The sequence below is a fragment of the Tardiphaga sp. 862_B3_N4_1 genome, from assembly GCF_051811085.1.
In the GTDB taxonomy this organism is placed as follows: Bacteria; Pseudomonadota; Alphaproteobacteria; order Rhizobiales; family Xanthobacteraceae; genus Tardiphaga; species Tardiphaga robiniae.
Map to the genome: position 1 here is coordinate 84,723 of NZ_JBPWQB010000001.1, position 26,786 is coordinate 111,508.

The 26,786-nt window shown below is 62.6% G+C and carries 23 protein-coding genes; 5 read left to right on the forward strand and 18 right to left on the reverse strand.

What is annotated here, in order from left to right; genetic code table 11:
* Positions 1 to 33: 33 nt before the first annotated feature.
* The 5 genes from AB8B02_RS00370 to AB8B02_RS00390 are packed head-to-tail and all read right to left on the reverse strand — an operon-like array spanning position 34 to position 4,559.
* Positions 34 to 756 carry an ABC transporter ATP-binding protein gene (locus AB8B02_RS00370; RefSeq protein ID WP_120291622.1) on the reverse strand — a complete coding sequence of 241 codons (723 nt, stop codon included), beginning with the start codon at positions 754 to 756 and terminating at the stop codon, positions 34 to 36.
* Complete coding sequence (locus AB8B02_RS00375) at positions 749 to 1,492, reverse strand: ABC transporter ATP-binding protein (RefSeq protein WP_120291624.1); 744 nt, start codon at positions 1,490 to 1,492, stop codon at positions 749 to 751. The genes AB8B02_RS00370 and AB8B02_RS00375 overlap by 8 nt, the downstream gene beginning before the upstream one ends.
* Positions 1,489 to 2,436: a branched-chain amino acid ABC transporter permease gene (locus tag AB8B02_RS00380; protein ID WP_120291626.1), complete on the reverse strand. Its 948-nt coding sequence runs from the start codon at positions 2,434 to 2,436 to the stop codon at positions 1,489 to 1,491. The genes AB8B02_RS00375 and AB8B02_RS00380 overlap by 4 nt, the downstream gene beginning before the upstream one ends.
* Entirely contained in the window at positions 2,433 to 3,302 is an 870-nt protein-coding gene (locus tag AB8B02_RS00385; RefSeq protein ID WP_092144790.1) for a branched-chain amino acid ABC transporter permease, read from the reverse strand. Before AB8B02_RS00385 ends, AB8B02_RS00380 begins: the two co-directional genes overlap by 4 nt.
* Positions 3,303 to 3,332: 30 nt before the next feature.
* Positions 3,333 to 4,559, reverse strand: a complete 1,227-nt coding sequence (locus tag AB8B02_RS00390; protein WP_439062800.1) for an amino acid ABC transporter substrate-binding protein — start codon at positions 4,557 to 4,559, stop codon at positions 3,333 to 3,335.
* Positions 4,560 to 4,708: 149 nt separating this feature from the next.
* Here AB8B02_RS00390 and AB8B02_RS00395 point away from each other — a divergent pair, with 149 nt between their 5' ends.
* Together AB8B02_RS00395 and AB8B02_RS00400 are read left to right on the forward strand one after the other, a co-directional pair.
* Entirely contained in the window at positions 4,709 to 5,632 is a 924-nt protein-coding gene (locus AB8B02_RS00395) for a helix-turn-helix transcriptional regulator (protein WP_439062801.1), read from the forward strand.
* A 452-nt stretch (positions 5,633 to 6,084) separates the two neighbouring features.
* Positions 6,085 to 7,263, forward strand: coding sequence for a glycosyltransferase family 4 protein (locus AB8B02_RS00400; RefSeq protein ID WP_439062802.1), 1,179 nt, complete (start codon positions 6,085 to 6,087; stop codon positions 7,261 to 7,263).
* A gap of 15 nt (positions 7,264 to 7,278) precedes the next feature.
* Here AB8B02_RS00400 and AB8B02_RS00405 read toward each other — a convergent pair whose 3' ends face one another.
* From AB8B02_RS00405 to AB8B02_RS00425, 5 genes are all read right to left on the reverse strand, one after another.
* Positions 7,279 to 8,445, reverse strand: coding sequence for a glycosyltransferase family 4 protein (locus AB8B02_RS00405; protein ID WP_439062803.1), 1,167 nt, complete (start codon positions 8,443 to 8,445; stop codon positions 7,279 to 7,281).
* On the reverse strand, positions 8,438 to 9,460 hold the full coding sequence (locus AB8B02_RS00410; RefSeq protein ID WP_439062804.1) for a polysaccharide deacetylase family protein: 1,023 nt from the start codon (positions 9,458 to 9,460) through the stop codon (positions 8,438 to 8,440). The genes AB8B02_RS00405 and AB8B02_RS00410 overlap by 8 nt, the downstream gene beginning before the upstream one ends.
* Before the next feature lie 54 nt (positions 9,461 to 9,514).
* Positions 9,515 to 11,014: a lipid II flippase MurJ gene (locus tag AB8B02_RS00415; protein WP_439062805.1), complete on the reverse strand. Its 1,500-nt coding sequence runs from the start codon at positions 11,012 to 11,014 to the stop codon at positions 9,515 to 9,517.
* 70 nt (positions 11,015 to 11,084) lie between these two features.
* Entirely contained in the window at positions 11,085 to 12,239 is a 1,155-nt protein-coding gene (locus AB8B02_RS00420; RefSeq protein ID WP_439062806.1) for a glycosyltransferase, read from the reverse strand.
* Positions 12,239 to 14,542 carry a GumC family protein gene (locus AB8B02_RS00425; RefSeq protein WP_439062807.1) on the reverse strand — a complete coding sequence of 768 codons (2,304 nt, stop codon included), beginning with the start codon at positions 14,540 to 14,542 and terminating at the stop codon, positions 12,239 to 12,241. Before AB8B02_RS00425 ends, AB8B02_RS00420 begins: the two co-directional genes overlap by 1 nt.
* 353 nt (positions 14,543 to 14,895) lie before the next feature.
* On the opposite strand from AB8B02_RS00425, the gene AB8B02_RS00430 reads away from it, so the two are divergent.
* Positions 14,896 to 15,069, forward strand: a complete 174-nt coding sequence (locus AB8B02_RS00430) for a DUF1328 domain-containing protein (RefSeq protein WP_175368355.1) — start codon at positions 14,896 to 14,898, stop codon at positions 15,067 to 15,069.
* A gap of 28 nt (positions 15,070 to 15,097) precedes the next feature.
* Here AB8B02_RS00430 and AB8B02_RS00435 read toward each other — a convergent pair whose 3' ends face one another.
* From AB8B02_RS00435 to AB8B02_RS00470, 8 genes are all read right to left on the reverse strand, one after another.
* Positions 15,098 to 15,811: an ABC transporter ATP-binding protein gene (locus AB8B02_RS00435; protein WP_439062808.1), complete on the reverse strand. Its 714-nt coding sequence runs from the start codon at positions 15,809 to 15,811 to the stop codon at positions 15,098 to 15,100.
* Entirely contained in the window at positions 15,792 to 16,556 is a 765-nt protein-coding gene (locus AB8B02_RS00440; protein WP_439062809.1) for an ABC transporter ATP-binding protein, read from the reverse strand. The genes AB8B02_RS00435 and AB8B02_RS00440 overlap by 20 nt, the downstream gene beginning before the upstream one ends.
* Positions 16,553 to 17,554: a branched-chain amino acid ABC transporter permease gene (locus AB8B02_RS00445; RefSeq protein ID WP_439062810.1), complete on the reverse strand. Its 1,002-nt coding sequence runs from the start codon at positions 17,552 to 17,554 to the stop codon at positions 16,553 to 16,555. Before AB8B02_RS00445 ends, AB8B02_RS00440 begins: the two co-directional genes overlap by 4 nt.
* Complete coding sequence (locus AB8B02_RS00450; RefSeq protein ID WP_093757322.1) at positions 17,551 to 18,420, reverse strand: branched-chain amino acid ABC transporter permease; 870 nt, start codon at positions 18,418 to 18,420, stop codon at positions 17,551 to 17,553. Before AB8B02_RS00450 ends, AB8B02_RS00445 begins: the two co-directional genes overlap by 4 nt.
* Before the next feature lie 8 nt (positions 18,421 to 18,428).
* Positions 18,429 to 20,063: an amidohydrolase gene (locus AB8B02_RS00455; RefSeq protein WP_439062811.1), complete on the reverse strand. Its 1,635-nt coding sequence runs from the start codon at positions 20,061 to 20,063 to the stop codon at positions 18,429 to 18,431.
* 175 nt (positions 20,064 to 20,238) lie between these two features.
* Complete coding sequence (locus AB8B02_RS00460) at positions 20,239 to 21,414, reverse strand: ABC transporter substrate-binding protein (protein WP_439062812.1); 1,176 nt, start codon at positions 21,412 to 21,414, stop codon at positions 20,239 to 20,241.
* A 109-nt stretch (positions 21,415 to 21,523) separates the two neighbouring features.
* Positions 21,524 to 22,960 carry a glutamine synthetase family protein gene (locus AB8B02_RS00465; RefSeq protein ID WP_439062813.1) on the reverse strand — a complete coding sequence of 479 codons (1,437 nt, stop codon included), beginning with the start codon at positions 22,958 to 22,960 and terminating at the stop codon, positions 21,524 to 21,526.
* A 31-nt stretch (positions 22,961 to 22,991) separates the two neighbouring features.
* Positions 22,992 to 24,359 (reverse strand): aromatic ring-hydroxylating dioxygenase subunit alpha, encoded by a 1,368-nt coding sequence (locus tag AB8B02_RS00470; protein ID WP_439062814.1) that lies wholly within the window; start codon positions 24,357 to 24,359, stop codon positions 22,992 to 22,994.
* 306 nt (positions 24,360 to 24,665) lie between these two features.
* Between AB8B02_RS00470 and AB8B02_RS00475 the strand changes: the two genes are divergently transcribed.
* Complete coding sequence (locus tag AB8B02_RS00475; RefSeq protein ID WP_439062815.1) at positions 24,666 to 25,886, forward strand: NAD(P)/FAD-dependent oxidoreductase; 1,221 nt, start codon at positions 24,666 to 24,668, stop codon at positions 25,884 to 25,886.
* A gap of 16 nt (positions 25,887 to 25,902) precedes the next feature.
* On the forward strand, positions 25,903 to 26,688 hold the full coding sequence (locus tag AB8B02_RS00480; RefSeq protein WP_439062816.1) for an IclR family transcriptional regulator domain-containing protein: 786 nt from the start codon (positions 25,903 to 25,905) through the stop codon (positions 26,686 to 26,688).
* Positions 26,689 to 26,786: the final 98 nt, after the last annotated feature.

A 26,786-nucleotide genomic window follows, 5' to 3' on the forward strand; every position in this document is an offset into this window, starting at 1 on the left:
GATGATGTCCTCCGTTGGATGTTTCTTTGAATTTCAAGCCGCGCCGCTGGCGAGCCCGCCGAGATAGGCGCGGCGCACGGCGTCGTCGGATTGCAGGGCTGCGGCGGTGCCGCTGCCGGTGATCTTGCCGTTCTCGATCAGATAGCCGCGATCGGCGATAGCCAGACTCTCGCGTGCGTTCTGTTCGACCAGCAACAGGCCGACGCCGGTCTCGCGCACCTTACGCAAGGCGGCGAACAATTCCCGCACCAGCAACGGCGACAGACCGAGCGACGGTTCGTCGAGCAGAAGAATGTCGGGGTTCGACATCAGCGCACGACCGATTGCTACCATCTGCTGCTCGCCACCGCTCATGGTGCGCACGGTCTGCGCCAAGCGTTCGCCAAGCCGCGGAAACAGCGTCATCACCTTGGCACGCTGCGCTGCCTCGACCGCCCGCGCACGCTTCGGGTTGGCGCCGAGCAACAGGTTTTCGGCCACTGTCAATTCGCCGAACACGCCGCGACCTTCCGGCACCAGCGCAAGCCCGGCTTCCACGATCTCATGAGGCGGCAGACGGGACAGATCACGACCGGCGAGTTTGACGATCTTGGCTGGTGACGGCAGCAAGCCGGCGATGGCTTTGAGCAACGATGACTTGCCCGCGCCATTGGCGCCGAGAATGACAATGATCTCGCCGCGCTCGACATGGAGCGCCGCATCGCTCAGCGCGTGATGCTGGCCATAGGTGACGCTGATATTGGAGACCTCAAGCATCCGCCGGCACTCCCAGATAGGCTTCGATCACCGCGGGGTCGCTCAGCACAGCAGCTACAGGCCCTTCTGCAATCTTGCGGCCACTGCTCATCACCACGCAACGATCGCAGAGCGAACGGATCGCATCCATCACATGCTCGACCAGCAGGATCGACAGCCCCTCCTGTTTGAGCGATCGGATCAGCTCGATCCCGATCAGCAATTCGGACGGGTTCAGACCGGCGAGCCATTCGTCGAGCAGCAGCAGGCGCGGCTGCAGCGCCAGCGCGCGTGCCAGTTCAAGCCGCTTGCGGTCGATATAAGTGAGCTCCGATGCGGGCCGTCCGCCAAATCCGGCGAGACCGACCCGCGCGAGCAGGCCGGCCGCAGCCGCAGCCATCGCGTCGCGTGCAAGCGGCGCATGATGAAAGGCCAGCCCGGCCTCCACATTCTCCCCGCAGGTCATGCCGTCGAGCACGCGCACCAGTTGGAACGTACGCGCCAAACCGAGTCGCGCGATGCGATGGGTCGGCCATCCCGCGATGTCATGGCCAGCAAAAGCGATCACGCCCGTATTCGGCGACAGCACGCCGGAGATCAGGTTGAGCGCCGTGGTCTTGCCGGAGCCGTTGGGACCGAGCAGCCCGACGATCTCGCCGGCATGCACCGTCAGGTCGATTCCGTTGACGGCGACGAGACCGCCAAAGGCGCGGGTCAGGCCTTCGATGCGAAGCACCGGCATTGCACTGGCGGTCATGCCTGTGCTCCCCGCACGTTCGAGGCTGAGGGTCGCCAGGCTTTGAGCTTCTCCCAGAGGCCGACGACACCCGACGGCAGCGCATAGACGATCAGCAGGAACACCACGCCCATGATCAGGGTCGATGTGCTGGGAAAGCGCGCGGACAGAAAGTCGAACAACAGCGTCAGCGGAATGGCGCCGAGCGCTGGGCCCCATAACCGATGCGCGCCGCCGAGCAGTGCCATGATCACCACTTCGAACGAAATGGTCGCGTTGAAGGCGATCGACGGCTCGATATAGGTGAAGCGCGGCGCCATGATCGCACCGACCAGCGTCATGAAGGTGGCCGTGATGGTGAACAGCGCAACCTTGGCGATGGTGACATTGATGCCGCAATGCCGTGCTACAGTCTCGTCTTCGCCGATGATGCGCAGTGCGAAGCCGAAGCGCGAGCGGGCGATCAGCCAGCCGGAGCCGAACACGATGACGGCAAGCGCCAGCAGCTGCCAGTAGATGTCGTTCTGGGTGATATCGACAAAGACGTAACGCCCGAGCACGCGGGTCTTGTTGACCTCGTACCAGACCACGATCTGGCGCACGAGTTCGGCGAGACCGAAGGTGAAGATGACGAAATGCACGCCGCTCAGCCGCAGCGTCGACAAGCCGACAATGACGGCCATGACCGCGCCGATCACGGCCGCAATCAGCAGCACCAGCGACCACGGCAATTGTTCGCCGAGAACAGCGACCGTGTATGCACCAACGCCGAAGAAGGCTGTGGTCGCCAGCGACACATAGCGCGTCGGGCCGGAGAACATGCCCCAAGCCGTCGCCAGCACCGTGAATTGCAGGAGACTGATCGCGAGCGCGAGGTGATAGGCATCGACAATCATCGGGACGAATGCGAGCGCAACCACGGCTGCGAGGCAGATCGCGCCAGTCGTCATTTGGGTACGGCTCATCGCTGCGCCCTCCCGAAAATGCCGGCCGGCTTCACCAGCAGCACACCGAGGAACAGCGCGAAATTCACCGCAAGCGTCAGGCCGGGATCGATGAAGGTCGCCACCAGCGCTTCGCTCAATCCTAGCGCCAGTCCGGCGACGAGACAGCCCAGCAAATTGCCGACGCCGCCCATCACGACCACGATCAGCGCCTTCATGGTGAACACCACGCCGGAAGTGGCGCTGAAGGTCAGGAACATGCTGATCAGCACGCCGGCAGACGCCACCAGCGCGCCGCCGAGCGCAAAGGCCAGCGCCGATGTCCTGGTGACATCGATGGCAACAAGCTGCGCTGCGATGGGATCGACGGCTACGGCGCGGATGGACGTCCCGATCCGTGTGCGGGTCAGCGTCAGATAGAGCGCAAGGCCGACCACGACCGCAAGCCCGAATGCAATCAGGCGATTGAGTGCCAGCACCTCGCCGACGATCTTCACAGGAATGGCGAGGAACGAATAGCTGAAGTAAGCACCACCGAACATGGTCAGCATGATGCCCTGCACGATGAACATCATGCCGAAGGTGGCGAGAATGCTGTCGACCTCAAGGGCGTCGCGGGTGCGCGCGCGGCGCACCAGCGGCGTGAGCAACACGCGGTACAAGAGATAGCTGATGCCGAAACTGACCGGAATGACAAATGCCAGTCCTGCGAGCGGATTGAGCGCCCAGCCGGTAAACAGCCAGTAGGACGCAAAGGCCGCGCCGATCAGGAACTCGCCATAGGACAGGTTCATGATCCGCGCCACGCCATATTGCAGGGTGAGCCCCATGGCGATCAGCGCGTACATGCCACCCAGCACGAGGCCGGTGAGAACCGCGTTTGTCATTCTGTCAGACCAGATACGGGAGGGACGCGATCACTGCGCCTTCCATGCCGGCTTCGGCACGACCGGCGCACGCGCGCCCTCGTTACCCGACGGGCCGACGCCGTAGAACTCGCCGTCCTGCCACTGCCCGACCCACCAGTATTTGGTCGGCATGTTGTTCTCGAGCTTCACCTTGCCGATCACGGTATCGAACGTGCCGCTCTGCAAGTCCTTGATGACGGCGGCCCGATCGACCTTGCCAACCCGCTCGATCGCCTGCTGCAGCATCTGCAGGCCGGCATAGGTGACCGCACTGGCCCAGCGATCCGGCTCCGCGCCATTCGCGGCCGACGCCTTGTGCCGCGCCAGATAGTCCTTGATGGCCGGGCTGTCGCCATTCCAGCCGCCGATGCCCATCACGCCTTCCGCGTTGGCGCCGAATTTCTGCTTGAACAGCGGAAATGCCGTGCCGACACCGGTGTAGAAGATCTTCGGATTGAAGCCGGAGATGCGTGACTGTTCGGTGATGGCGATCGTGTCCGGCGGATAGCTGAAGGCGATGAACACGTCGGGGTTCAGCGCCTTCACCTCATTGATGATCGGGCTGAGATCCTGTGTGCCGACCGGATAGGTCTTGTCATAGGCGAGCTTGAACTTGGCGGCCGTGAGTGCGGGTCTGGCCGCACCAGAGAGATCGATGCCGAAGCCGTCGGCGATGCTGGCCATCGCCACCGTATCGCCAATCTTGCCTTCGGTGCGCAGCTTCACCAGCAGCTCAACCAGCGTCTTGGCGGCATCGGCGCTGGTGCCGAGCAGCCAGAAACTGTTGGGCCAGCGCTTCGCCAGTTCTGGCGCGCGGTCGGTGACCGCCGTCGAGGCGATATGCGGATAGCCGGCCTTGTTGAGGATCGGGCCAACCGCGAGGTTCAGGCCGGTGCCCCAGGGCGGCAGGATGAAATCGACCTTGTCCTGGGTGATCAGTCGCTCCAGCGCCTTGGCGGCTTCTTCTGCGCTCGACCGGTCGTCATACTGGACGACCTCGATTGGGACGCGCTTGTCGCCGAGCTTGAGCCCACCGGCGGCGTTCACTTCCTTTACCCACAGCTCGTAGTTCGGAATCGTCGTCACCGCAGCGCCGCCGGCGGCGGGGCCGGTGCGCGAGATGGCATAACCGATCTTGACAGACGTCTGGGCCTCGGCTCCGCCGCCCCATCCGACGGCCGCCGCACCGGCAACTGCGAGTAGTCCCGCCGCAACGCGCTTGACTGCTGACACCATGTTATCCTCCCCGAATTCTTTTCACCGACGCCTTGTGGCGTTCGATGGCCGGAGACTAGTCCAGCGTTTGGGGCTGGGAATTGGACGCATCCGGGGAAAGATTGTATTGATCCGTGTAGGCGAGCTATTTCACGCGACGGATTGTCCCAGTGCTTGAGACCGCGCACATCGTTTCAGGTCCCACCGGCTTCGCGGAGAAGCCGCTTCCGGCATTGCATGCGGAAAGATTCGCACCCGGACTGGCGCCGCGCAGCTGGATCATCCGGCAGTCGGTTGCCAGGCGCTCGCACCTGCTGGTGATCGAAACCCGGCGCGGCACAGCCACGATGCGGGGCACCACAGTTGCCATTCAGTCCCCGGGCCTGTTGTGGCTTCCCGGCGATCACGAGGGCACGTTGGAGGTCGAAGCCGGCGCGCAAGGCTATCTGATTTCAGTGTCGGACGATGTCCTCACCCGCACCGTCGCCGGCAGTGCCGAGGCGCTGCATCTGCGGCGAACCATTGACCGGCTGGTCCTGCGCGAAGGCGCGCAACTCGCGACGACTTTTGCGGCCATCACAGAATCCTGCAGCACGCTGGTGCGTGAATTGAATACGCCGGGCCGCGGCAGCGCGACGATGACATCGACGCATGTGTTGCTGCTGTGCCTCCACCTCTGGCGCTCGGTGATTTCGGAGGAAGCCACCGACAATGCTGCACAGCGCGGCGACGGCCCTCGCCTCGTCGGCAATTTCCTGCAGATGGTCGAACTGCATTATCGCGACGGCTGGCCCATCGCACGCTATGCGGCTGCACTCGGCGTCACTGACGACAAGCTGCACGCGCATTGCAAGCGCGAGAAAGGTTACAGCCCGCGCGCCATCGTGCATCAGCGCCTGATCCACGAAGCCTGCATGCGGTTGCGGCAGCTCGATCTGCCAGTCGAGCAGATCGGCTATGGCCTCGGCTTCCGCGATCCCGGCTATTTTAATCGCTTCTTCCGCAAGTATCAGAATGCGTCGCCAGGCGCCTATCGGCGTCGCGCGCGGCTTGATCCAAGTCAGCACGGCCCGTCCTATGCGGCCTGGCCGTAACTGTCCCACGCTCGATCAGTGCTGTGTCTCTTTGAAACCTGCGTGATCAATTTGGAACAGCGCGCGTTAAGCATGACTCGATATTGAATCGGGGTCACAACATCCATTTCCGCGCTCTGTTTCAGATGTCACTTCAAGACGCCGTTCACCATTCGGCCCCAAGCGCTGGTGAAAGGTGCCTACGAGATCGTCGTCGACGTAGGATCGCACCCATAAGACGCATGCGACGGCGCCAACTACCGACTCCAGGTGGAGCGGAATACTACTTGGCGCGGCAGGGCTGCATTTGCTCGACTGTGTCCAAGTGTTTCCGCCGATATGCCTTATCTCGAAGGTCAAATCTTAGACGTTGTGCTGGTGACAAAAGCCTGCGAAAGCAGGATATTGATGAAATTGCGACTTATCAGCGCACCTACGGTATTGGCGTTCACCCGTTTTCATAGTGTCGGCCCATGACCATCGAGATCGTCCAGATCGTCCAGGAGTTGAGTTCGGTCGGCGGCGTTGAAAGCGTGGCCAGCGAACTCGCATGCGCCTTCAGCCGCGCCAAAATTGCCAACACTGTTCTCGCCAGCGCCGTCGGCGACAAGGCAACGCCAGGTACGCGGATCGAGCGCGTCGGCGCCTGGCTTTCGCACATCAAGACGCGCGGCATCCTGCGCTATCTCGGTCGCGCTTTTGTTGTACCCACCTTCACATTGCTGGCGACGCGCGCCGCTTATCATCATCCCAAGGCCGTCATCATCAGTCACGGTGACAGCCTGACGGGCGACGTGCTGGTCGTGCACGCAGTCAATGCGCAGAGCCTCGCCGAAAAGCGCAACGCCGGCTCCTGGTCATGGATGCTGAATCCCATGCATCTGTGGGTAGCCCTGCGTGATCGCTGGATGATCGGCGGCCTGCGCTATCGCATGTATGTCGCGGTCTCGCCGCGCGTCGCAACTGAACTGCAACAGATCTACAAGGTGCCAGCGTCGCGCATCCGCGTGATCCCCAACGGCATCGACCTCAATCGCTTCGCCCGCGACACCGCGGCCGGTCTCAGGATCCGTCAGGAATTCGGCATCCCCGCGAACGCCAGGCTTCTGCTGTTCGCCGGTCATGAATTTCGCCGCAAGGGTCTGGCGCATGCCATCGGCGCGCTCGAACGCCTCGGCCCGGATGTCTGGATGCTTGTGGTGGGCTCGGATAATCCCGCGCCCTATCGCAAACTGGCGACAACCTCCGCCGATCGGCTGGTCTTCGCGGGATCGCGTACCGATATGCCGGCCCTCTACGCCGCGGCCGACGCCTTTGTACTGCCGACTGCCTATGAAACTTTCTCGCTGGTCTGCATGGAAGCCATGGCCTGCTCGACGCCGGTTTTTGCAACGCCGGTTGGCGGCATCGAAGATTATCTCGTCGATGGCGTAAACGGCTATCAGATCAAGATGGACGGCGCAGATATCGCCGAGAAGATCGCGATGGCTTTCTCCGATCCGGCGACACTGGCCCGGCTGTGCGAAGGCGCGCATGCCACGGCACTGAATTACGGCTGGGACTATGTCGGTTCGCGCTACATCGAGCTGCTGGAGCAGGTGCAGGCGTCGAAGAACGAATTTGCGCCGGGCGCCATGGCGGTCGGCGCCTGATCGCAAGCGCCTGCTTCAAGGGCGCGGCCGATCAGCCCCCCGCTTTGCATCGTCGGCCTGCTGGCAGGCCGACACTAGCGCATTCGCCACCACCTCGTAAGTGAAGCGCGTCAGTACGTTGTCGCGCGCGGCCGCGCCGCGGTCCAGCAACTGCTGCGGGTCGGCAGCAAGCCGATCCAGCAGTGTCGCCAGCGCATCCGGATCGCGCTCGGGAATGGTCCAGCCGCCCTTGCCGACAACATCGGGAATAGCACCGCCCGTCGAACCTATCACCGGTACACCGCAAGCCTGCGCCTCGACGATCACCCGGCCGAACTGCTCACGCACGGCGCTGGTGGTGCGCGTCAGCAGGATCATTGCATCGAGACCGCTCAGGAATGACGCGACATCGGCCGGTTTGCCCCAGCCCCGGAATGTGACACGATCGGTCAGGCCCAGTTCGCTGACGCGCAGCTTCAGCGCAGGCTCATGCGGGCCTTCGCCCATGACCGCCAATGTCACATCCGCCGTGGCGCGTTTCATGGCGTCGAGCGCGTCGTCGAGACCCTTCTCCTCGACGAGACGCCCGACATAGCCGATGCGTAGTCCCCGCCCGGGCGCTATCGGCGCCTGGCGCGCCCCGGTCTGATTGAAGGTTGCGAGATCGACGCCATAGCCGATCGGCGACGCTGGCCCCGCATAACCGCGCGCGCGGACGACTGCTGTCGCCTCCGGACTGCGCGAGAGAATATGGTCGGTGTTCCGCAGCACGTCCTTGCGGACGAATTCGAACGGCGGCGGCAAGCGCTTCAGGATGTTCTGATCGACTTCCAGGACCATCGCGGCGCGCCCCTTGAGGATGCGCGCCTGCATCGCAACGACGCTCCACGGCTCTTCCCAGAGATGGATTACATCGGGATCGACCTCACGGATGAGACGCCGCAAGCCCGGATAAAAATGCAGATACCAGCTCATCGGGCCAGCGCGCGGCAGGCGGATCGGCATCACATGTACGGTCATGCCGGGATCGTCGGACGGATCTGCAATGATCGTACGGCCGAACTGATACCACGTAGCCGGAACGACGAGATGCATATCGACGTCATCGCGCCCGACGAGTGGATAGTATCGCAGACGCCCCGCATCGCGGCTGACGGCGGAATGTGCAATCGAGAGGACCTTGAGACGACGACTGCTAGACACGCCCCGTCATCCTCGCGGCCACACCCGTCAGGCCAGACAGATGGAGCTCCATAGTTGCGAGACTGCGATCCGCGCCGTTGATCGTGCAGCGTGGCAGGTTGTAGGCATCCTGGCCGTTGCGCACGAGGCCCTTGCGCGTTGTCGCTGCACTCGCATAACCGGCATCGCGCGCGATCGCGAAATCGCGCGGACCGCAATCGCCCGAACGTCCATAGGGAAATGCGAAATGCCTGGCGGGAATACCAAGGCGCTCGACCAACCGGTCGCGACTGCCCTTGAGTTCGAAGCGTGCACCATCCGGCGACAACGACGAAATACGGGCATGCGTCACGGTGTGGCCGCCGATCTCCACCAACGGATCGTCGCGCAACTCTTCGAGCATCTCCCAGGTGATCGCGTACTTCCAGTGCATCGCGTCGATGTCGACACCATTGAGTTCGCAAAACTTCTTGTAAGAGGCTGATGCCTGCGGACCATCCCAACGATCCGCAATCCGATGGAATGCCGCACGCTTGGCATCAGACGTTGGCACGTCGATCGCACCATCCTCGAGAATGACGCGATCGTTGTTGAGCAATGTATCTTCCAGACCTGCGGCCCATAGCGGAAGCGTACCGTCAGGAATGCCGGTCGTGACAAATAACGTCACCGGCACATTGTGGCGGCGAAACAGCGGCACGATTTCCTCATAGGTATCGCGATAGCAATCGTCGACGGAGAAGTTGACGAAGCGATCGTTGGACTTTCCAGCCTTCGAGCGCTGGATCGCTTCTTCCATCGTCACGACATCCCAGCCGCGTTGCTTCAGATGCGACAGGAACTGATCGAGAAAATTCGTATCGAGATAGAAATCGCGGTTCGGCAGTTTTTCCCAGGCCCGAGCGGAGGCGCCGCGATGAAAGGTCATCAGGCAGCCACGCGTGCCCATGAACATATCGGCAGCCATGCTGATCGGGCGAACCAGCGCTTCGGAAGACGCCATGCGTCGGGCGGCGCTGGATAACAGGTGCTTCATCGAAAAGTCCTCAGACGATCAAGGCACTCTCTAATACAAAAACACATATCAAAATCACAAGCGCCCCCGGACGCGCGCAAATGCCGCAATGTAGACGCCCGGCATCAGCATCGCGACAGACAGCGCGAGGCAGACCAGATAGGCGAAGCCACCGGCGAAAAGCCGCTGCCACGGGCCCGTCAGAACCTCATGAATTTGCCAGCTGAAGAGTGCCATCAGCGCTGCCGGGAAACACGCGAGAAACATCAGGTAGAGCAGCTTGCGCCGGGACCCCAGGACGATCATGACGCCAGCCAGAAGAACGATACCACGGGCGGCTTCACCCAGTCCAAGCAACAAGGTGCCCCATTCATGCGCCGTGGGCAGGTATGAGGTGAGAAGGTTAACTACGATATTAACCAGATAGGCAGTGACGATGATGGCAGCGGCCGCAAAATTCCGGCCTGCGCCATTGAGGATGCGGATCAGGATCCAGCCAAGCGTCGCAGCCCATAGGCCAAGCGCGATGCCGCGCAAGGCCTGACTGGTCAGGAACAGCGCCTGCTCGTTGAAGGCGCCGCGCAGAAAAACCAGCCGCACGATCTCCGGCGCGAACATGGCGAGAAAGACCGATGCCGGCACCGCGAGTGCGAGAATAGGCCGAGCGATCCCTTCGATCTGCGCGCCGACGTCCTTCGGCGGGTGGCTGGACAACACCGCCAGCCCGACCGGCTGGCTGATCAGCAGCAACGCGCTTTCGGTCAGCGTGCGTGCATAGTCCAGCGAGGCCACTGCACCGGTCCCGACCCGCGATGCCAGCAGGCGTTCGATCCAGACATTGGCCTGTTCGGCGACCGGTAGCGCGAGCAGCGGTCGCAACCGACGAAAGAATTCGCGGCCTGACGCCAACACCGATGACAGCGACAGGCCCTTGAAGCTGAGCACGCCCTCGCGCCACATCGTGTAGAGCCCCCAGGCGCCGAGCGCGTTGAAGGCAGCCGAGAACGACCAGGCCAGCGTATGGAAGTTGCCGGACACAGCGACCAGTGCGATGCCCATCAGCACGGCGATGTTCAGGATGCTGGCGCGGATATTCGTCAGGCGTGTCCGGCCGAGTGCGATTTCACCCGCAGCCAGTACGTTGATCATCGCCGAGGCCGGCATGCCCAGCGCCATGATGCGAATGAAATCGAGAGTGAGGCTACGCCCCTCAGCCGAAAAGCCTCCGACCAGCGCGTCCACAGCCCGCTCGCCGAGCGCCTGCAGCCCGACCATCAGGATCACGGCGATGCCGGTGATCGCCACCGTCATGGCGCCAAGGCGTTGAGGTCCGTTGCCGTCCTTCAGCGCATCCCGATGCATCGGGATCATCACGGCGGGCACGGTTTCATTCTGCAAGAAGGCCAGCGGCAGCATCACCGCCGTAATCGCGCCACGAAAGCCGTCGGCGACCAGCGAAGCGCCAAGCACCTGCGCCATCAATATCTCGCGGCCGAAACCGAGCAGCTTGCTGGTCAGCGCACCGCTGATGAGAATCGCCGTAAATTTCCGCGTCGAATGCCGGGCACCGCTCATAAGCGCGCCGCTACGGCCCGATCAGGGGCCGTCCAGGAACTCAAATTGCAAACTGATCGGCCATGTGCGGTCACACGGGCGCTCCCGCGGCCGCTCGCCCGATCAGGTTTGAAACCGTCTGCAGCATCTGATCGACGCTGTAATGCGACCGAGCCCGCGCTTCGGCATATTGCAACTGGCTCGCCAGTTCTGGCGGGCGCGACATGACCTTGGCAATAGCGGCGGCCAGCGCATCGGCATCCCCTGGCGGCACCAGCGTCCCCGCCTTGCCGGCTTCGAGAATATCAGACGCCGCACCGGCATCCGTCGCAATCACAGGCACATCCGCGAGCATGGCTTCGACGAGTGTGCGACCGAAGGGTTCGGGATCAATCGACGGATGGATCATCGCATCGACGGCGCGCATCAGCCTCGGCACGTCGCCGCGCTGGCCGAGGAAATGCACGCGATCGCCAAGACCGAAATCCGCCACCATCCGGTTGAGCTTCTCGGCATAAGGCTCTTCGCCAAACAGCGCAGCTCCTGCAATAATACAGCTAACGCCCGGCGTCTTTGCGAGAGCCTGCAACACGATATGCTGCCCCTTCCAGGCCGCGAGGCGGCTGAAGACGCCGACGAGCGGTCCTTCGGGCAATTTCAACTCGCGCCTGATCTCAAGCGGCGTGCTAGCGTCCGGCGGCACATCAAGACCGTTGGGCACGATCGCGACCAGCTGCTTGCGGCCGCCTTGGGCAATGAAGGCATCTGCAGCAGCTTGCGAAGGAACGATCACCTTTGCCGTACAATAATTCGCCAGCGCCACCTGCACGCGGCGCTGCGTGGCGCCGAAATGCTCACTGCTGATGATATCGTGCAGGTGCCAGATCAGCGGACGCCGCGCCAGCGTGGCGGCGACGGCCGATAACACAAAGGCTTTCTGCGAGTTCGCATAAATGACGTCATGGCGGCGCGCCTCGCGCGTCAATTCGGCAATGATGGCCCCGAGCCGACCAATCAGCGGAAAGGCTTTCAGGATTGAGCTGTCGCGCCTGACATCCGAGAGCCCCTCGCCCCAGCGCGACACACGCACCTTCAGGCCCTTAGCTGCAAGCGCCTGATGCAGCGGGCCATCCTCGAACAGGAAGGCCGCCTCGCCCGCCCATGGCTGAACGAGATCGATCAGCACGAGTTCAGCGCCGGAGATCGAGCCCGTATGGCAGACGAACAGAACGCTGGGAGCGGGCATCACGTCGCTCCGGCATAGGCATTATTCGAAACCCGGTCTGTGCCGCTCGGCGTATTGGCGTCCGGCATCATCGTGACGGCAATGCCGAAGACGCTGCCGCCCGCGACACGGATCGCGCTGGATGTCGCCACTGCCTGCCCGATCGACGAGCGGCCGGAACGCATGCAGAGCAGCACGCCATCGACCTGCCTGGCCAGCACGCCCAGATCGGTCTGGATGCCCGGCGACGGCGCGTCGATCAGGACAACGTCGTAGATCTGGCTCCAGAGCAGGAGATCGCCGAGCGGTTTACGCATCAGCAATTCGGCGGATGCCGAGAACGGCCCGGCAGGAATGACGTCGAGATTGGGAGTCGCGGTGCGGACCACCGCTTCGCGCGGCGTGATGTCGCCGCGCAGAATTCCCTGCAGCCCCATGCTGCTGCGCAAGCCCAAGGCTGTTTCGAACTTCGGCGCGCCGAAATCGCATTCGATCACCAGCACGCTGCGGCCAGCCGTTGCGAGATATTGCGCCAGGGTCAGGGTCAGAAACGTTTTGCCCTCGGCCGTCGTCGGCGACGCGACCAGAATCTTGCGGCGTGTCCTGGCGTCGTTCGACGTCAGCAGGCCCGTCGCCAGATCGCGGAGTGCATCCTGATAGTGCCTATCCTGCAGCGCGAGCGGCAGCGCACGCGACAGCGAGGCGCCGGACTGCGCCGTGAGGATCGCACCGATCGGCGATTCCGACGGATCGCGCTTGACGGTCGGCAATCGTGCCAGAATGGGTGCGCCGGTGACGACGGCCAGCTCCGATGACAATGCCGCCGCTGGCGGTGGTCCGGGACGCGGCGCCACTGGGGCAGTCGCCTGGACAGGTGTCGGCGGAGCGACTGGCGCAACAACGGCGACAGGCTCCGGCGTGGGCGCTGGCGCGGCTGCGCGCGTCGGGCGAATAGTTGCAGTCCGCAGCCGGGACAGACCCGCAAGATTGACGCGATCGCCGAAGAAGGCTGCGACGAATGCGAGCAGCAGGCCGAGCGTGCCGCCAGCGGCCAGGAACGGAATTTTCTTCGGGAAAAACGGCTTGGTCGGAAGTTCGGCAAGGCTGACCAGTCGTGTATTGCCAATGAGCACGCGCCGCTCGGTTTCGAGTTCGCTGGCGCGCTTGTAGAGATCGGCATATTGCTGGCGCTTGATCTCGGTGCTGCGCACCATGCTCTCGATCGAGGCTTCGTCCGATGTCGCCGAGCCGACTTCAGCCTTCACGGCATCCATCTGCTTTTTGAGTGCGTTCACGAGGGCATCATTGGCGTCGAACGCCTTCTGCGCGCTAGCTGCAATGCTCGCCACTTCCGTGGCCATGCGCTCCTTGATCGCGGACTGCTCCTGCTCCAGCGCACGCAGCGACGGGTGCCGCGGCCCCAGTACATTGGCTTGGCTGGCGAGCTGCGCAGTGACAACCGTGAGCTGCTGCTTGAGATCGGCGATCGAACGGTTCGACAGCACTGACGGCGAGTCGGCAGCGCGCGCCTGATTGGTCTTGATTTCCTGCAGGCGGGCGAGCGCATCGGCACGCGCGGTCTCGGCGGTCGACAGCTGCTGGCTGATACTGCTCAGCCGCTCCGAGCTGATCGGCGCCAGCGATCCGCGCATCAGGCCCTTGTTGCGGCGAAATGCCTGGATCTTGGCATCGGCATCGCGCAACTCTGCATCCAGCTGCTTGGCTTCCTTCCAAAGATATGACGCGGCAACCTCGCGGCTGCTCGCACCCGATGTCCGCTGCTCGTCGAGAAACGCATTGGTCAACGCATTCGCCATCTTCTGCGCGACTTCGGGGATCGACGAAGTGTAGGAGATATTGATGACGCGCGAACGTCCGACAGCACCGATAGCGAAATTTCCCGACACATAGTCGATCAGCGCCGCCGTATCGGTCTTCATCTTTTCGCAGCTGGAGCTGCTGCTCCTGCTCTGACACTCTTCAATCGCGGCTTCCGTGACGCCCGGCTGCTGCATGGCGAGCCGCATCACCCGCGGCGAGCGCGCAATCAGCAGCTGGCTCTCGACGTCGGCGGGATCGCCGATCTTCTGCGCCCAGGCGGCCGAGGCGTTGCTGTTGCTGGGCTCCTGCTCGGCGACGATCACCGAACCTGTGGCGAGATAGCGCACGGGCAGCACAACCAGCGCAATGACTGTCAGGATCATCACGCCGAGAAACACCGCGCCGAACAGGCTACGATTGCGCCAAACCCTGAGCAGCGGACTCTCGCCCGCCGCGCCATCGGCGGCTTCCGTATTCGTAACGATGGCGCGTTTGGTGAACATGCGCGTCAGACTTTACTACGGGGCGCTGGCACCGCACATCCCTGCGCCGTAACGGTGCTCACCCAGCGCAACCACCCATGACCGACCGCGACACGCATACTGAACCCTTTGTCCCCCGAACCACAAATCCACTGCGGGGAGCAGGTCTACTATCCATTCATTAGGGATGTTTTGGTTAAGGGCGGGTTTAAAATGCTAACCAATACCTTTGCGCTGCCTAATTAGTAGGCTGTTACGCCTCCCCCGGACCGGTGCCGCATTAGCGAGCTAGGTAGGTGCGGCAGCTTTGGTTGCGAGCCGGAACCAAATCTCGCAGCGCGGCGTTCCGGAATTGCTGCAACCGGAGTTCCCCGATGAGCCTTCTGAAATGGGCGCTGATCTTCTTTCTGATTTCCATCGCCGCCGGCCTGTTCGGCTTCACCGGCATTTCCGCCGCCACGGCGGACGTCGCGCGCGTGCTTTTTTATATCTTCCTGGTGATCTGCATCGTGCTGCTGGTATTGGGGATCACGATCTTTCGGGCCTGACGCGCCGGGCGGCGCGCCAATCCGGGGTCTAGTGAATGCCGACGCCGACCAGCCGATCGACCAGCGCGCGGTCGGCGGTCAGCACATCCGGCGCCCCGCTCCAGCTGGTGCGGCCACGCTCCATCACCATGACGCTGCTCGCGAAATCCAGCGCCCGCTCGATCTGCTGCTCAACCAGAATGATGGTGACTTCATTGGTGGCGGCCAGCTTCGCCAGCAATGCCATCAGCTCGTCGCAGATCACGGGCGCGAGGCCTTCCAGCGGCTCGTCCAGCAACAGGATCGACGGCTTGCCCAACAGTGTGCGGGCCATCGACAGCATCTGCTGCTCTCCACCTGACAGCTGCTTGCCGTAATTGCCGCGGCGTTCGCGTAGCCGCGGGAACATCGCATAGGCTTCATCGAGCGCCGACGCCGGCCGCCCCTTCAGCCCGGTGCGCAGATTCTCCTCCACCGTCAGCGAGGCGAAAATGTCGCGGGTCTGCGGCACATAGCCGATACCAAGATCGGCGCGCGCCGAGGTTCGCTTGGCCGTGACGTCCTGGTCGCCGATCCTGATCTCGCCGCCATGGCGCGTCGTCAGGCCCATCAGCGTCGCCAGCAGCGTGGTCTTGCCCATGCCGTTGCGGCCGAGCACGGCGAGACGATCACCTGCTTTCACCGAGAACGAAATGCCCTCGATGATCCGCGTCGGGCCATAGCCGGCGCTCAGGTTCTGGATATCAAGTGGCGCGGCGGGCATCGGCATAGCTCCCCAAATACGCGCGGCGCACTTCGTGATCGGCGGTGACCTGATCAGGCGATCCCTCGAAGATCAACCGCCCGGCCGCCAGCACCAGCACACGCCTGGCGAACTTGAACACCAGATCCATGTCGTGCTCGATCATCAACACGGCGATATCAGGTGGCAGCCGATTGATCGCCTCAAGGATTTTGGGCGCCTCGTCATGCGGCACGCCCGCGGCGGGCTCGTCGAGCAGGAGCACCTTCGGATGCAGCGCAAGGCCGATGGCCAGCTCGATCAGGCGCTGCTGGCCATAGGCGAGCTCGACCACCTTGCGATAGGCCAGCCTGTCGAGACCTAGATGGCTAAGGATCTCACTCCACTCGGCACGCACCTCCGGCAGCTCCGTCGAGCTCGAGAAAAACCGCCGCGTGATGCGCTTGCGCTGCATGATCGCCAGCGCGACATTGTCGGCGACAGTGAGATTGGCAAACAGCCGCGTGGTCTGGAACGTGCGCACCAGACCGCGACGCACGCGATCCGGAATGCTGAGACCGGTGATCTCGTCACCGCCCATGAAGAACTGGCCTTCGCTCGGCGCAATGTCGCCGGTGATCAGATTGACCAGCGTGGTCTTGCCAGCACCGTTCGGGCCGATCAGCGCAACGCGGTCGCCGGCAGCCAATTTGAAATTGACGTCGCGCGTCACATGCAGACCGCCGAACGAGCACGACACGCCGCGGGCTTCGAGGAGATTGGTCATGCCGCCTCTCCCTTGCGCTTGAAGCGGGAGGCCAGTGACAGCACCGGTTCGATCAGCCCGCGCGGCGCGAACACCACAATCAGGATCAGCAGCAGGCCGACCAGCGTCATCCAGTGGAACGGATTGGCGGCGGCCACGATATGCTCGAAGATCATGAAGATGATCGTCCCCGCCAGCGCGCCCCACAGATGCCCTGCACCGCCAAGCACCAGCATCACCAGAACTTCGGCTGATCGTTCGAAGCTGACGCTATCGAGACCGACGACGCCGGTGCTGATCGCCGTCAGCGCTCCACCGATCCCGGCAACAGCACCAGCGACGCCATACATCACGACAAGGCGCGGATAGATCGAGACGCCGATCATCTTGGCGCGCAGATCGTCATCCTTGATGCCGCGGCACATCAGACCGAACGGCGAGCGCACGAAACGCTGCAGCAGCACGAACACAATGACCAGCACACCCAGCGAGAACAAAAACGCCGTGCGGCTATACATGTCGAAATTGAAGATGCCGAACACCTTGCCCGGTGTGATGCCTGACAGGCCGTCGCTGCCGCCGGTCAGCCACGACAGCTTGTTGGCAAGTGCGGCGACCAATTGCCCCACGGCAATCGACAGCACCAGTTGTGGGAGCCCGCGAAACCGCGTGATCAGCGCACCGGAGATCAGCCCCATGACCGTTCCCGCGAATACACCGATCGCCAGCAACGCAATGGGATCGGCGATGCCACGCACGCAAGCAATGCCGGCGGCATAGGCGCCGACGCCGAATTGCGCGGCATGGCCGAGGGTGGCGACGCCGCAATAACCTGTGACCAGATCGAGCGACAGCACCAGGAATGCGATGCCGATCAGCCGCGTCAGGAACGCCAGATCGTCCGGATACAGAAAGTAGCCGATGGCACCGAGCACGATGATACTCAGCGCACCTGCCGCCTCCTGACCGAAGGGAATGCTGCGCTTGTGCGGAACGTGGGTCGCGACGATCTCGCTCATGCGTGCGACCTGCCAAATAGGCCATGCGGAAACAGGAACACGACGACGATCACCGACAGATAGAAGAAGAAGTCGCCGAACTCCGGCGCGAGATATTTGCCGGTGGTGTCGGCGAGGCCGAGCAGGAGCGACGCCGACAGAGCGCCAAGGATCGAGCCTGCGCCGCCGACAGAGACGACAACGAGGAACGTCACCATATAGCGCAGTGCATAGAACGGTTCGATCGGCAGGATCTCCGCGCCGACCACGCCGCCGAATGCGCCGAGCCCGATCGCCAGCGCGAAGGTCACCGCATAGATGATTTCGGTGCGGATGCCCAAGGCGTCCGCCATACCACTATGATCGACCGAGGCGCGTAGCTTGATTCCGAACTCCGTCTTCTCGATCAGCAGCCACAGCGCCAGCGCCGTAACCGCGCCGCAGGCGATGACAAAGATGCGATGGGTCGGCAGCATGCGGAAACCGATATCGAGCGGACCACTGAGGGTCTGCGGCAGCGGGATCGATTTCAACGACGGGCCGAAGATGAAATTGACGATGCCGATGATGAAGAACGTGATGCCGATGGTCATCAGCACCTGGATCAGCGGATCGGACTTCCGGTAGATCCGGCGATACAGCAGAATCTCAAACGGGATCGACACGATGATGGTGCCGACCACTGCCATCAGGATCGCGACGCTGTAATGCACATGCAGGTCGCGGATCGCATAGGAAGCCAGATAGCCGCCAATCATGGCGAAAGCACCATGGGCGAGGTTCACGACGCGCATCAGCCCCATCATGATGGACAGGCCGATGGAAATGATGAACAGCACCATCCCGTAGGCGACGGCGTCGGTCATGATGCTGAAGACGGTACGCATGATTGATCCTATGCCGAAGCAGCGCCCGAGCGCCATTCCGGAAACTGCGGCATGGCGTCATGGACGACGGCGCCGCGCACTATGGTGAGCAACACCTTGGTCTCTTTCAGAGGGAGGCAGTCGGCGGCGAAGGGATTGCGATCAAGGGCGATCAGATCGGCCGCCATACCCGGCATCAGCGTGCCGCGCCAGTCTTCCTGCCTCATCGCGATGGCGCCGCCGACCGTATAGCTGTGAATGGCTTCGCGGACGCTGATGGCTTCACCCTGCCCGATCGGCGCACCGCTGTCCGAGGCGCGGCTCACCGCATCGGCGATGCCATCCCACGGAGACCACGACCCGGTCGGCGCATCTGAGCTGGCGATGTAAGTGACGCCCGCGTCGATCACCGAGCGGCCCGGATAGCAACAATCGGCGCGCGGACCGAAAGCACCGGTAATCGAGCGCCGCATCCGGGTGAGGAAACTTGGTTGGGTGACGACGAGCGCGCCCAATGCCTTCATCCGCGCCAGCCCACCGGCGGGCGGCACGAAGTAATGTTCGATGCGATGCCGGGCATCGGCGCGGGGATACGCTGCCTGCGCCTTCTCATAGGCTTCAATGATGCAGTCGATACCGCGATCGCCGGTACAATGAACGGCGACTTGCCAGCCGTCCTCATGTGCCTCGGCGATCACGCGCTGCAGGTCGGTTGTATCGCGCATGAACATGCCGCGGGACGGCGTATCGAAGAAATCCTCGCTCACCGCCGAAGTTCGCGCGCCGACAATGCCATCGGCGAAATATTTCAGCGTCATCGACTGCCAGTCGGCGTCTTGCGTCGGCACCAGCCCACGCGCCGCCGCTTCAGCCGGGTCGAGCTGGTTCATGAAGCCGAGCCGCATTGGCAGCACATCGCCATTTGCGCGGATCTCGTTCCAGATAGCGAATTCATCATCGAAGCCGACGGTGAATCCGACCGCGGCTTCTACGACAGCGACAAGACCTAACCTGGCGCTATCGGCAATTGTCGCGCGCAGAGCCGCGGTGAGCTCATTGCGATCCATCGGCGGCGCAGCACGGAATATCAGTTCGGCTGCGCTTTCTTTGGCGCTGCCGTCCAGTCGGCCATCCTCGGAGCGCCCGAACGTCCCGCCTTCCGGGTCGGCAGTGGCATCGTCGATGCCCAGCAGTCGCAGCGCGGCACTGTTGACGACGGCAACATGACCGCAGAAGCGGCGGATCAGCACCGGATGATCAGGAATGATGACGTCGATCTCGGCCCGTGTCGGCAGCCGATGCTCCGCCAGCCCGTTCTCATCGAGGCCCGCACCGTAGACCCATTTATCACAGGGAATGGCGCGCGCACGCACAACCAGCAAATCAAGCACATCGGATATCGTGGGCGCGTCACGCGGCGTCACCGGCACCTGCAAGCGCGCATGCGCAATCGCGAACAGATGGATATGCGCATCGGTCAGGCCGGGAATGACGGTGGCGCCCGCGAGATCGATCGTCTCGTCGGCGGATGGCGCAACATCCGCTGCACCAATCCAGACCACCTTGCCATCGCTGACGACGATGCTGTCCGCGGGGGTATCATCCCAGGCAGAACGATAGATGCGGGCATTGGTGAGCAGAAGCGATGGAGCGGACTTGGTCATCAAGTTGGAAATCTTCGGCGATGATCGATCAAGAGGCTGTCATTCCGGGATGTCTTGTAGGCGGCAAAGCCGCCGGAAGGACAGACCCGGAATCCCGGTGTGGTGATAAACATCGCCAGATTCCGGGTTCGCGATCGCCAAGTGGCGCTCGCGCCCCGGAATGACGGCTCTGCCGTCACTTCGTGCTCAGCGCCCAGTCCGGCTGATCGGCGAAGGTCTGGCTCTCCTTGTTGATCAGCTTGCCGTCCACCTTCTCCACACTGCGCAGATAGACGTTCTGGCGAATATGACGCGTGGTCGGATCGATCGACACCGGACCGCGCGGCGAGACCCACTTCATGTCCTTGACGGCATCGACCGCCTTGGCGGCATCGCGCTTGCCGTCAGTGGCCTCGATCATCTTGTAGATCAGGCGCGCGCCGTCATAGGCCGCGACCGACGTCATGGTGACTTCGTCGAGGTTGCCGCCGCCCTTCTTGATGGTGGCAAGGAAGGCCGCGTTTTCCTTGGAGTCGTGCGACACTGAATAGTGATAGGTCGAGAGGATACCGATGCCGGCATCGCCAATGTTCGGCAGATCCGGCTCGGTCACGACGTCACCGGTCGACATCAGCTTGACTCCGCCGGCCTTCAACCCGTTGTCGATATAGGCCTTGACGAAACCCAACGTCGGCGGGCCGGATGGCAGGAAGGTGAAGATGGTGTCCGCGCCGGAATCCTTGATGCGCTGCATGATCGGGCTGAAGTCGGTGGTGGCGAGCGGAATGCGAACCGCTTCGACCACTACGCCGCCCTCACCTTCGAACGTCTTCTTGAATGCCGCTTCAGCATCGACACCCGGACCGTAATCGCTGACCGCGATGGCCACCTTCTTGGCGCCGTTCTTCAACGCAATTTTCGCGGCAGGCACGGTATTCTGCCACATCGTGAAGGAGGTACGGACGATATAGGGGCTCTTCTCGACGATCGACGAGGTCGCCGCATTCATTACGATCAGCGGCGTCCTGGATTCTTCCAGCAGCGGCGCGATGGCCATCGCATTCGGCGTGAAGTAGACGCCAGCGAGATATTGCACCTTGTCCTTGACCAGCAGCTCCTGCGCCAGCGCCTTCGACTTGGCGGGATTCGGGCTCTCTTCATCGCGATAGATGAATTCGACATCATGCTTGCCTGCTTTGGTGCCATGCTCGGCGACCCAGGCGTCGATGCCCATCTTGAAGTTCTTGCCAAACAGCGCGTAAGGACCCGACATGGTGCCGATCACGCCGACCTTGATGGTGTCGGCGGAGGCCGTGCCGGTCATCAGGCCGAGAACGGCCAGTGCAAGAATGGATTGGCTGCGTCTGTTCATTTGCGGTTGTCCCCGTTGGAAAGTTAAGAAAACTATTCGGCAAACCTGTATTCAATAAACGTGCCGAGATGGCCCGTTTGATCCGGCATCAGCGCGCCGAAATGACGCGTCAGAACATCTCGAAATATTCGCGCTGCTCCCAGTCGGAGACTTCCGCCTGGAAGCGATCGATCTCGGCATTCTTGATATGCGTATAATAGTCAACCATCGTCGCGCCCATCTTCTCGCGGAAGAAAGGATCTTCCTTGAGCGCGAAGGTCGCCTCGCGCAGCGACTTTGGCAGCAGATCGGCATTGGTCTCGTAAGGCGTATCGGCTGATGGCCCTGGATCGAGCTTGCGATCGACGCCGTCGAGACCCGACAGGATCTGCGACGACATATAGAGATAGGGATTGGCGGCGGGTTCGCCGACGCGATTTTCGATACGCGTCGCGGAATCGCCGGCACCGCCGAGGACGCGCAGCATCGCGCCACGATTGTCGCGGCCCCAGATCGCCCGATCCGGCGCCAGCGAATAGGAGCGATAACGCTTGTAGCCGTTGATGGTCGGCGTCGTGAACACGGTCGCCGCGCGCGCATGCGCGAGAAGACCTGCGAGATAGCCTTGCCCGAACGATGACAGCGGCTGCGTGCCGTCGGTCGGCATGAACGCGTTTGCGCCGGTTGCACGCGATACGATTGACTGATGCAAATGCCAGCCAGACGACACGACGTTCGGAATCTTCGGCCGGCACATAAACGTGGCGTGGTAGCCGTGGCGATGGGCGATCTGCTTCACGGCGCTGCGAAACAGCACCATGCTGTCGGCGGGCGTGAGGCCGACGGTCGGCGCAAAGGTGAATTCGCACTGGCTCGGGCCGTATTCGACCTCCACCGAACGTAATGGGAGACCAAGCGCGATCACGTCGCGCCGGATGATTTCGAGCACCGGCTCCATCTGGTCGTAGCGCTGCTCGGTGAGGTAATTGTAGCCGTGCGAGAGAAGGCTGACTTCCGGCGGATTGCCGGGCTGGCCGGCATCCTCCGGCTTCATGCGGTTGTTCTCGACGTTGAAGATATGAAATTCAACTTCAAGACCGGCGACGAAATCATAGCCACGTGCGCCGAGATCGCCGAGCACCTTCTTGTAGAGGTTGCGCGTCGCGAACGGCACCGGACGTCCGTCGGCGAAATGCACGTCGCACAGAACCCATCCGGTCTCAGGCGCCCAGGGCAATATCCGAAACGTGCTGGGATCGGGGATCATCAACACGTCGGCCGCGCCCTGCATTTCAGGAATGCCGAAGCCGCCACCGGCGGTGAACACCGGAAACACCGTCTTGTGCGACGTGTCCTTGGCGAACATGGTCGTGGTGATCGAGCAGCCGCTTTCGAGACAGCGCAATGCCTCGCTGGCGATCAGCGTCTTGCCGCGCAGGATGCCGTGCTGATCCGGAAACGACAGCCGGATCACTTCGAGCTTATGCTCTTCGACCATGCTGCGCAGCCGGACGGCTGCTTCTTTCTGCTCCGCGGACCACAAACCGTGACGTTCAACGAAACTCAACGCACTCTCCCGCGGCTGTTCTGATCGATCTTCACTCTGCCGCCGGCAGGTGGATGACATTGGACCCCGGCTCGGTCTGATCGGCCGGAGCAGCTGCCATCCATGGCGCACCACGGCGACGGGCGACGTCGACTTCCATCCAGTAGGTTTCCCAGCCCTTGGTCGGCCCGATGCCGTCCATGGTGCCCGGGCCCTGAATGCTGCGCGCGGTGTCCGCATCGAGGGACATCATCGGCTTCTGGCCGCCGGCGACCTTCTCGATCTCCGCCCGCAGCAGCTTGCGATAGGCGATGATCGCCTTGTCGCTGGAGCCGAGATGCTCGCGGGTGCGATCCTGGATCTTGCCCATGGATTCCACTGCCCACTGGTCGTGGACGTTGATGTCGGCGCCCATGCCCGTATAGGTCTCGTGCTTCTGCTCGTGCGGATTGAAGCCATAGTCGTTGGTCTTGTTCTTGCGCGAGGTGTAGTTCGGCAGCTCGTAAAGTTCGAGCCGCTGGTCGGTCATCTTCTTCTTGTCGACCGGCGTCGTGTAGCTGGTGAAGATCGCATACCAATAGCAGTTCTCGTCATCCACCGGCACATGCCACTGGGTGATCGTCATTTCCGTGCTCATGGGGATGACGAAGCCATGCGGGAAGAGCTGGTTGGTGACGCGCACATGGGTACGCTCCTCGTCGAGCTCGCGCAGCGCAATCAGGCGCAGGCCGTATTCGGTCGATTCCACATTGATGATCGGGCGATCATATTCGCGCAGGATCTTGGTCATCGGCAGTTCGGTGCCGGCGGATGCGCCGCGGAACTGCTTGCCGTAAGACGCCTTGACGTCCTCATCCTCAAAGAAGCGATGCAGGAACGAGGCGTGCGCAGGATCGATGCCGACTTCCAGCGCCTGCAGCCAGTTGCATTCGAACAGGCCCTTGAAGGCGAAGGTGTACTGACCGGGTGCGGCGAAGCAGTCGATTTCCGGGAATGCCGGCGGCTCGCCTTCACCGAGATAGGCCCAGAGGATTCCGCCCTTCTCGACCACGGGATAAGCACGCTGCTTGATGCCGGCGCAGAGCTTCGAAGTCTTCGGTTCGGCCGGCGTTTCCAGGCACTTGCCCTCGACGTCGAACAGCCAGCCATGAAACGCACAGCGCACGCCGCCACCTTCGAGACGGCCGAACGCCAGATCTGCGCCGCGATGCGGGCAGTCGCGATCCAAAAGGCCGTAGCGGCCCTGCTCGTCGCGGAACAGGACAAAATCTTCGCCGAGCAATTTGACCGGACGGATCGGACGATCCCCTTCGAGCTCATCGACCAGCGCCGCCGGCTGCCAGTACTGACGCATCAGCTTGCCCGCGGGCGCCTTGGGCCCGATACGGGTGATCAGGTCGTTCTGCTCTTGGCTCATCATGGCGTGGGACCCTTCCTCGGTTTGCTCTGGCTGGATCGAAGCGCTTCGGTCCGCTGAGCTAAGTCAATTCTTGCAGCGCTTTTGTTCGTCTATTGAACTTATGTACGAATTTTAGCGTTGGACTAATTCTAAGCAAGCAGAATTTTGCAGCAGGATTTGCCGCGTCACTGAGCATATGCAGCAATTCACGCCCAAAGCATCACCTTGCGCGGAGCGAACACTTGTTCAATATACGGACGCAATTCAGGAGCTGATGATGTCGAAGACTTTGAATTCGCGTGTGGATCGGACCCAGGGAGCGCGCTCGTGAGCGGCCTCGTGATCATCGGCGCCTCTTACGCGGGCGTCCAGGCCGGCATCAGCGCGCGCGAGAAGGGCTATCAGGCGCCCATCCGCATCGTCGCCGATGAAATCCATCTGCCCTATCAGCGACCGCCGCTGTCCAAGGCATTTCTGTCCGGCGACGTCGCGCACAACAGTCTTTTCCTCCGCGGCGAGGACTATTTCAAGACCCAGGGCATCGAACTGGTGCTCGGCCATCGCGCCATCGGGCTCGATCGCGCGGCCGGCCGGATCGCACTGGACGGCGGCGACAGCCTGCCGTTCGATCAGCTCGTCATCGCCACCGGCTCACGGGCGCGACGGCTCAGCGTGCCCGGCCATGAGCGCGACGGCATCGTCTATCTGCGCACCCTCGATGACGCGCTGCATCTCAAGCCGCGGCTCGAAGCAGCCAACGATGTTGTCATCGTCGGCGGCGGCTTCATCGGCCTCGAAGTGGCATCGACTGCTGCCAAAGCCGGCAAGAAGGTGACGCTGATCGAGGCGCAGTCGCGCCTGCTGGAGCGCGCGGTATCGCCGCTGATCTCGCAGTTCCTTCTGGAGAGCCATCGCTCCCATGGCCTCGACATCCGCTTCAACGAATCCGTCATTGCCATCGAAGGCAACAGCGCGGTGCATGAGGTCGTCTGCTCCAGCGGCCTGCGGGTGCGCGCCGACCTGATCGTCGCCGGCATTGGCGGCATCGCCAATGACGAGCTGGCCGCGCAGGCAGATATCACCTGCACCAATGGCATCGATGTCGACGAACATGGCCTGACCAGCGTGCCGAACATCTATGCGGCCGGCGACGTCAGCAATCACCACAACGGCTTCGCCGGCCGCCGCGTGCGGCTGGAAGCCGTGCAGAACGCCACCGATCAGGGCAAGGCTGTGGGTGCGATGCTCGCCGGCAGACCCGAAGCCTATGACGCAGTGCCGCGTTTCTGGTCGGATCAATATGACGCCAAGCTGCAGATCGTCGGCCTCTCCGCGCCGACCGACAGCGCGGTGATCCGCGGGTCGATGGATGATGGCAAGTTCTCGGTGTTTTATTATCGCGACGGCAAGCTCACCGCCGTCGACAGTATCAACCGGCCCGGCGACCAGATGATCGCGCGTCGCCTGATCACCGCGTCACTGTCGCCGACACCAGAACAGGCCGCCGACCTGTCATTCGATCTGAAAAAATTCGAAGCAGGCAAATAGGGCGGACCCACGGCTTATGCCCAAGATCAAGCGCCCCGACGACGAACGCGGCAATACCGACTTCATCGAGAGCCTCGATCGCGGCTTGCGCGTGTTCGAACTGTTCGGCACACAATCCCGCCCGATGACACTGAGCGATGTCGCCAAGGCCGCCGAGCTGCCGCGTGCCACTGCGCGCCGCATCCTGTTTACGCTGGAACGCAAAGGCTATGTGACCAGCGACGGCAAGCTGTTCGCGCTGTCACCGCGCGTCCTGGCGCTGGCCGGCTCATACATGACGTCCAATCAGGTCGTCACCATCCTGCAGCCGGTGCTCGACAGCATTTCCAGCGACGCGCAGGAGATTTCTTCACTCGCCGTGCTCGAGGGCCACGAGGTGATCTTCGTCGCGCGCGCCAGCCCGGCGCGCGTGTTCTCTGCCGGCATCGATCTCGGCTATCGGCTGCCCGCCTTCTGCTCGTCGGTGGGCCGCGCCATGTTGGGCAAGTATTCCAACGACGACCTCACCGCGACGCTGGATGCCATGGACCTCGTGGCAATGACGCCGTTCACGGTCATCGACAAGGAACTGCTGAAGGCCACCATCATCACCGACCGCGAGAAAGGCTATTCGCTGGTCGACCGCGAGGCCGAACCGGGCTTCCGCTCAATCTCCGTGCCCGTGCGGCGCTACGATGGCGCCATCGTCGCCGCCATCAATATGGGCGCCCATGTGGACCGCGTCTCCACCGGGGAAATGATCGACCGCTTCCTGCCGCTGCTGCGCGATGCCGCGGATTCGGTGAAGCCGCTGCTTCTTTAACGCTGTCCCCTCATCCTGAGGAGCGGCCACTTGGCCGCGTCTCGAAGGATGAGGAGCCCTACACTCGTGGTTCGAGACGGCGCCAAGTGGCGCCTCCT

Bases quoted from the DNA above. Each gene is read 5' to 3' on its own strand.
- AB8B02_RS00385 (WP_092144790.1), bottom strand. From the start codon at position 3,302: ATGACAAACGCGGTTCTCACCGGCCTCGTGCTGGGTGGCATGTACGCG.
- AB8B02_RS00430 (WP_175368355.1), top strand. From the start codon at position 14,896: ATGAGCCTTCTGAAATGGGCGCTGATCTTCTTTCTGATTTCCATCGCC.
- AB8B02_RS00420 (WP_439062806.1), bottom strand. From the start codon at position 12,239: ATGCCCGCTCCCAGCGTTCTGTTCGTCTGCCATACGGGCTCGATCTCC.
- AB8B02_RS00425 (WP_439062807.1), bottom strand. From the start codon at position 14,542: ATGTTCACCAAACGCGCCATCGTTACGAATACGGAAGCCGCCGATGGC.
- AB8B02_RS00435 (WP_439062808.1), bottom strand. From the start codon at position 15,811: ATGCCCGCCGCGCCACTTGATATCCAGAACCTGAGCGCCGGCTATGGC.
- AB8B02_RS00370 (WP_120291622.1), bottom strand. From the start codon at position 756: ATGCTTGAGGTCTCCAATATCAGCGTCACCTATGGCCAGCATCACGCG.
- AB8B02_RS00415 (WP_439062805.1), bottom strand. From the start codon at position 11,014: ATGAGCGGTGCCCGGCATTCGACGCGGAAATTTACGGCGATTCTCATC.
- AB8B02_RS00440 (WP_439062809.1), bottom strand. From the start codon at position 16,556: ATGACCAATCTCCTCGAAGCCCGCGGCGTGTCGTGCTCGTTCGGCGGT.
- AB8B02_RS00375 (WP_120291624.1), bottom strand. From the start codon at position 1,492: ATGACCGCCAGTGCAATGCCGGTGCTTCGCATCGAAGGCCTGACCCGC.
- AB8B02_RS00470 (WP_439062814.1), bottom strand. From the start codon at position 24,359: ATGATGAGCCAAGAGCAGAACGACCTGATCACCCGTATCGGGCCCAAG.
- AB8B02_RS00410 (WP_439062804.1), bottom strand. From the start codon at position 9,460: ATGAAGCACCTGTTATCCAGCGCCGCCCGACGCATGGCGTCTTCCGAA.
- AB8B02_RS00480 (WP_439062816.1), top strand. From the start codon at position 25,903: ATGCCCAAGATCAAGCGCCCCGACGACGAACGCGGCAATACCGACTTC.
- AB8B02_RS00455 (WP_439062811.1), bottom strand. From the start codon at position 20,063: ATGACCAAGTCCGCTCCATCGCTTCTGCTCACCAATGCCCGCATCTAT.
- AB8B02_RS00445 (WP_439062810.1), bottom strand. From the start codon at position 17,554: ATGAGCGAGATCGTCGCGACCCACGTTCCGCACAAGCGCAGCATTCCC.
- AB8B02_RS00460 (WP_439062812.1), bottom strand. From the start codon at position 21,414: ATGAACAGACGCAGCCAATCCATTCTTGCACTGGCCGTTCTCGGCCTG.
- AB8B02_RS00400 (WP_439062802.1), top strand. From the start codon at position 6,085: ATGACCATCGAGATCGTCCAGATCGTCCAGGAGTTGAGTTCGGTCGGC.
- AB8B02_RS00450 (WP_093757322.1), bottom strand. From the start codon at position 18,420: ATGCGTACCGTCTTCAGCATCATGACCGACGCCGTCGCCTACGGGATG.
- AB8B02_RS00390 (WP_439062800.1), bottom strand. From the start codon at position 4,559: ATGGTGTCAGCAGTCAAGCGCGTTGCGGCGGGACTACTCGCAGTTGCC.
- AB8B02_RS00380 (WP_120291626.1), bottom strand. From the start codon at position 2,436: ATGAGCCGTACCCAAATGACGACTGGCGCGATCTGCCTCGCAGCCGTG.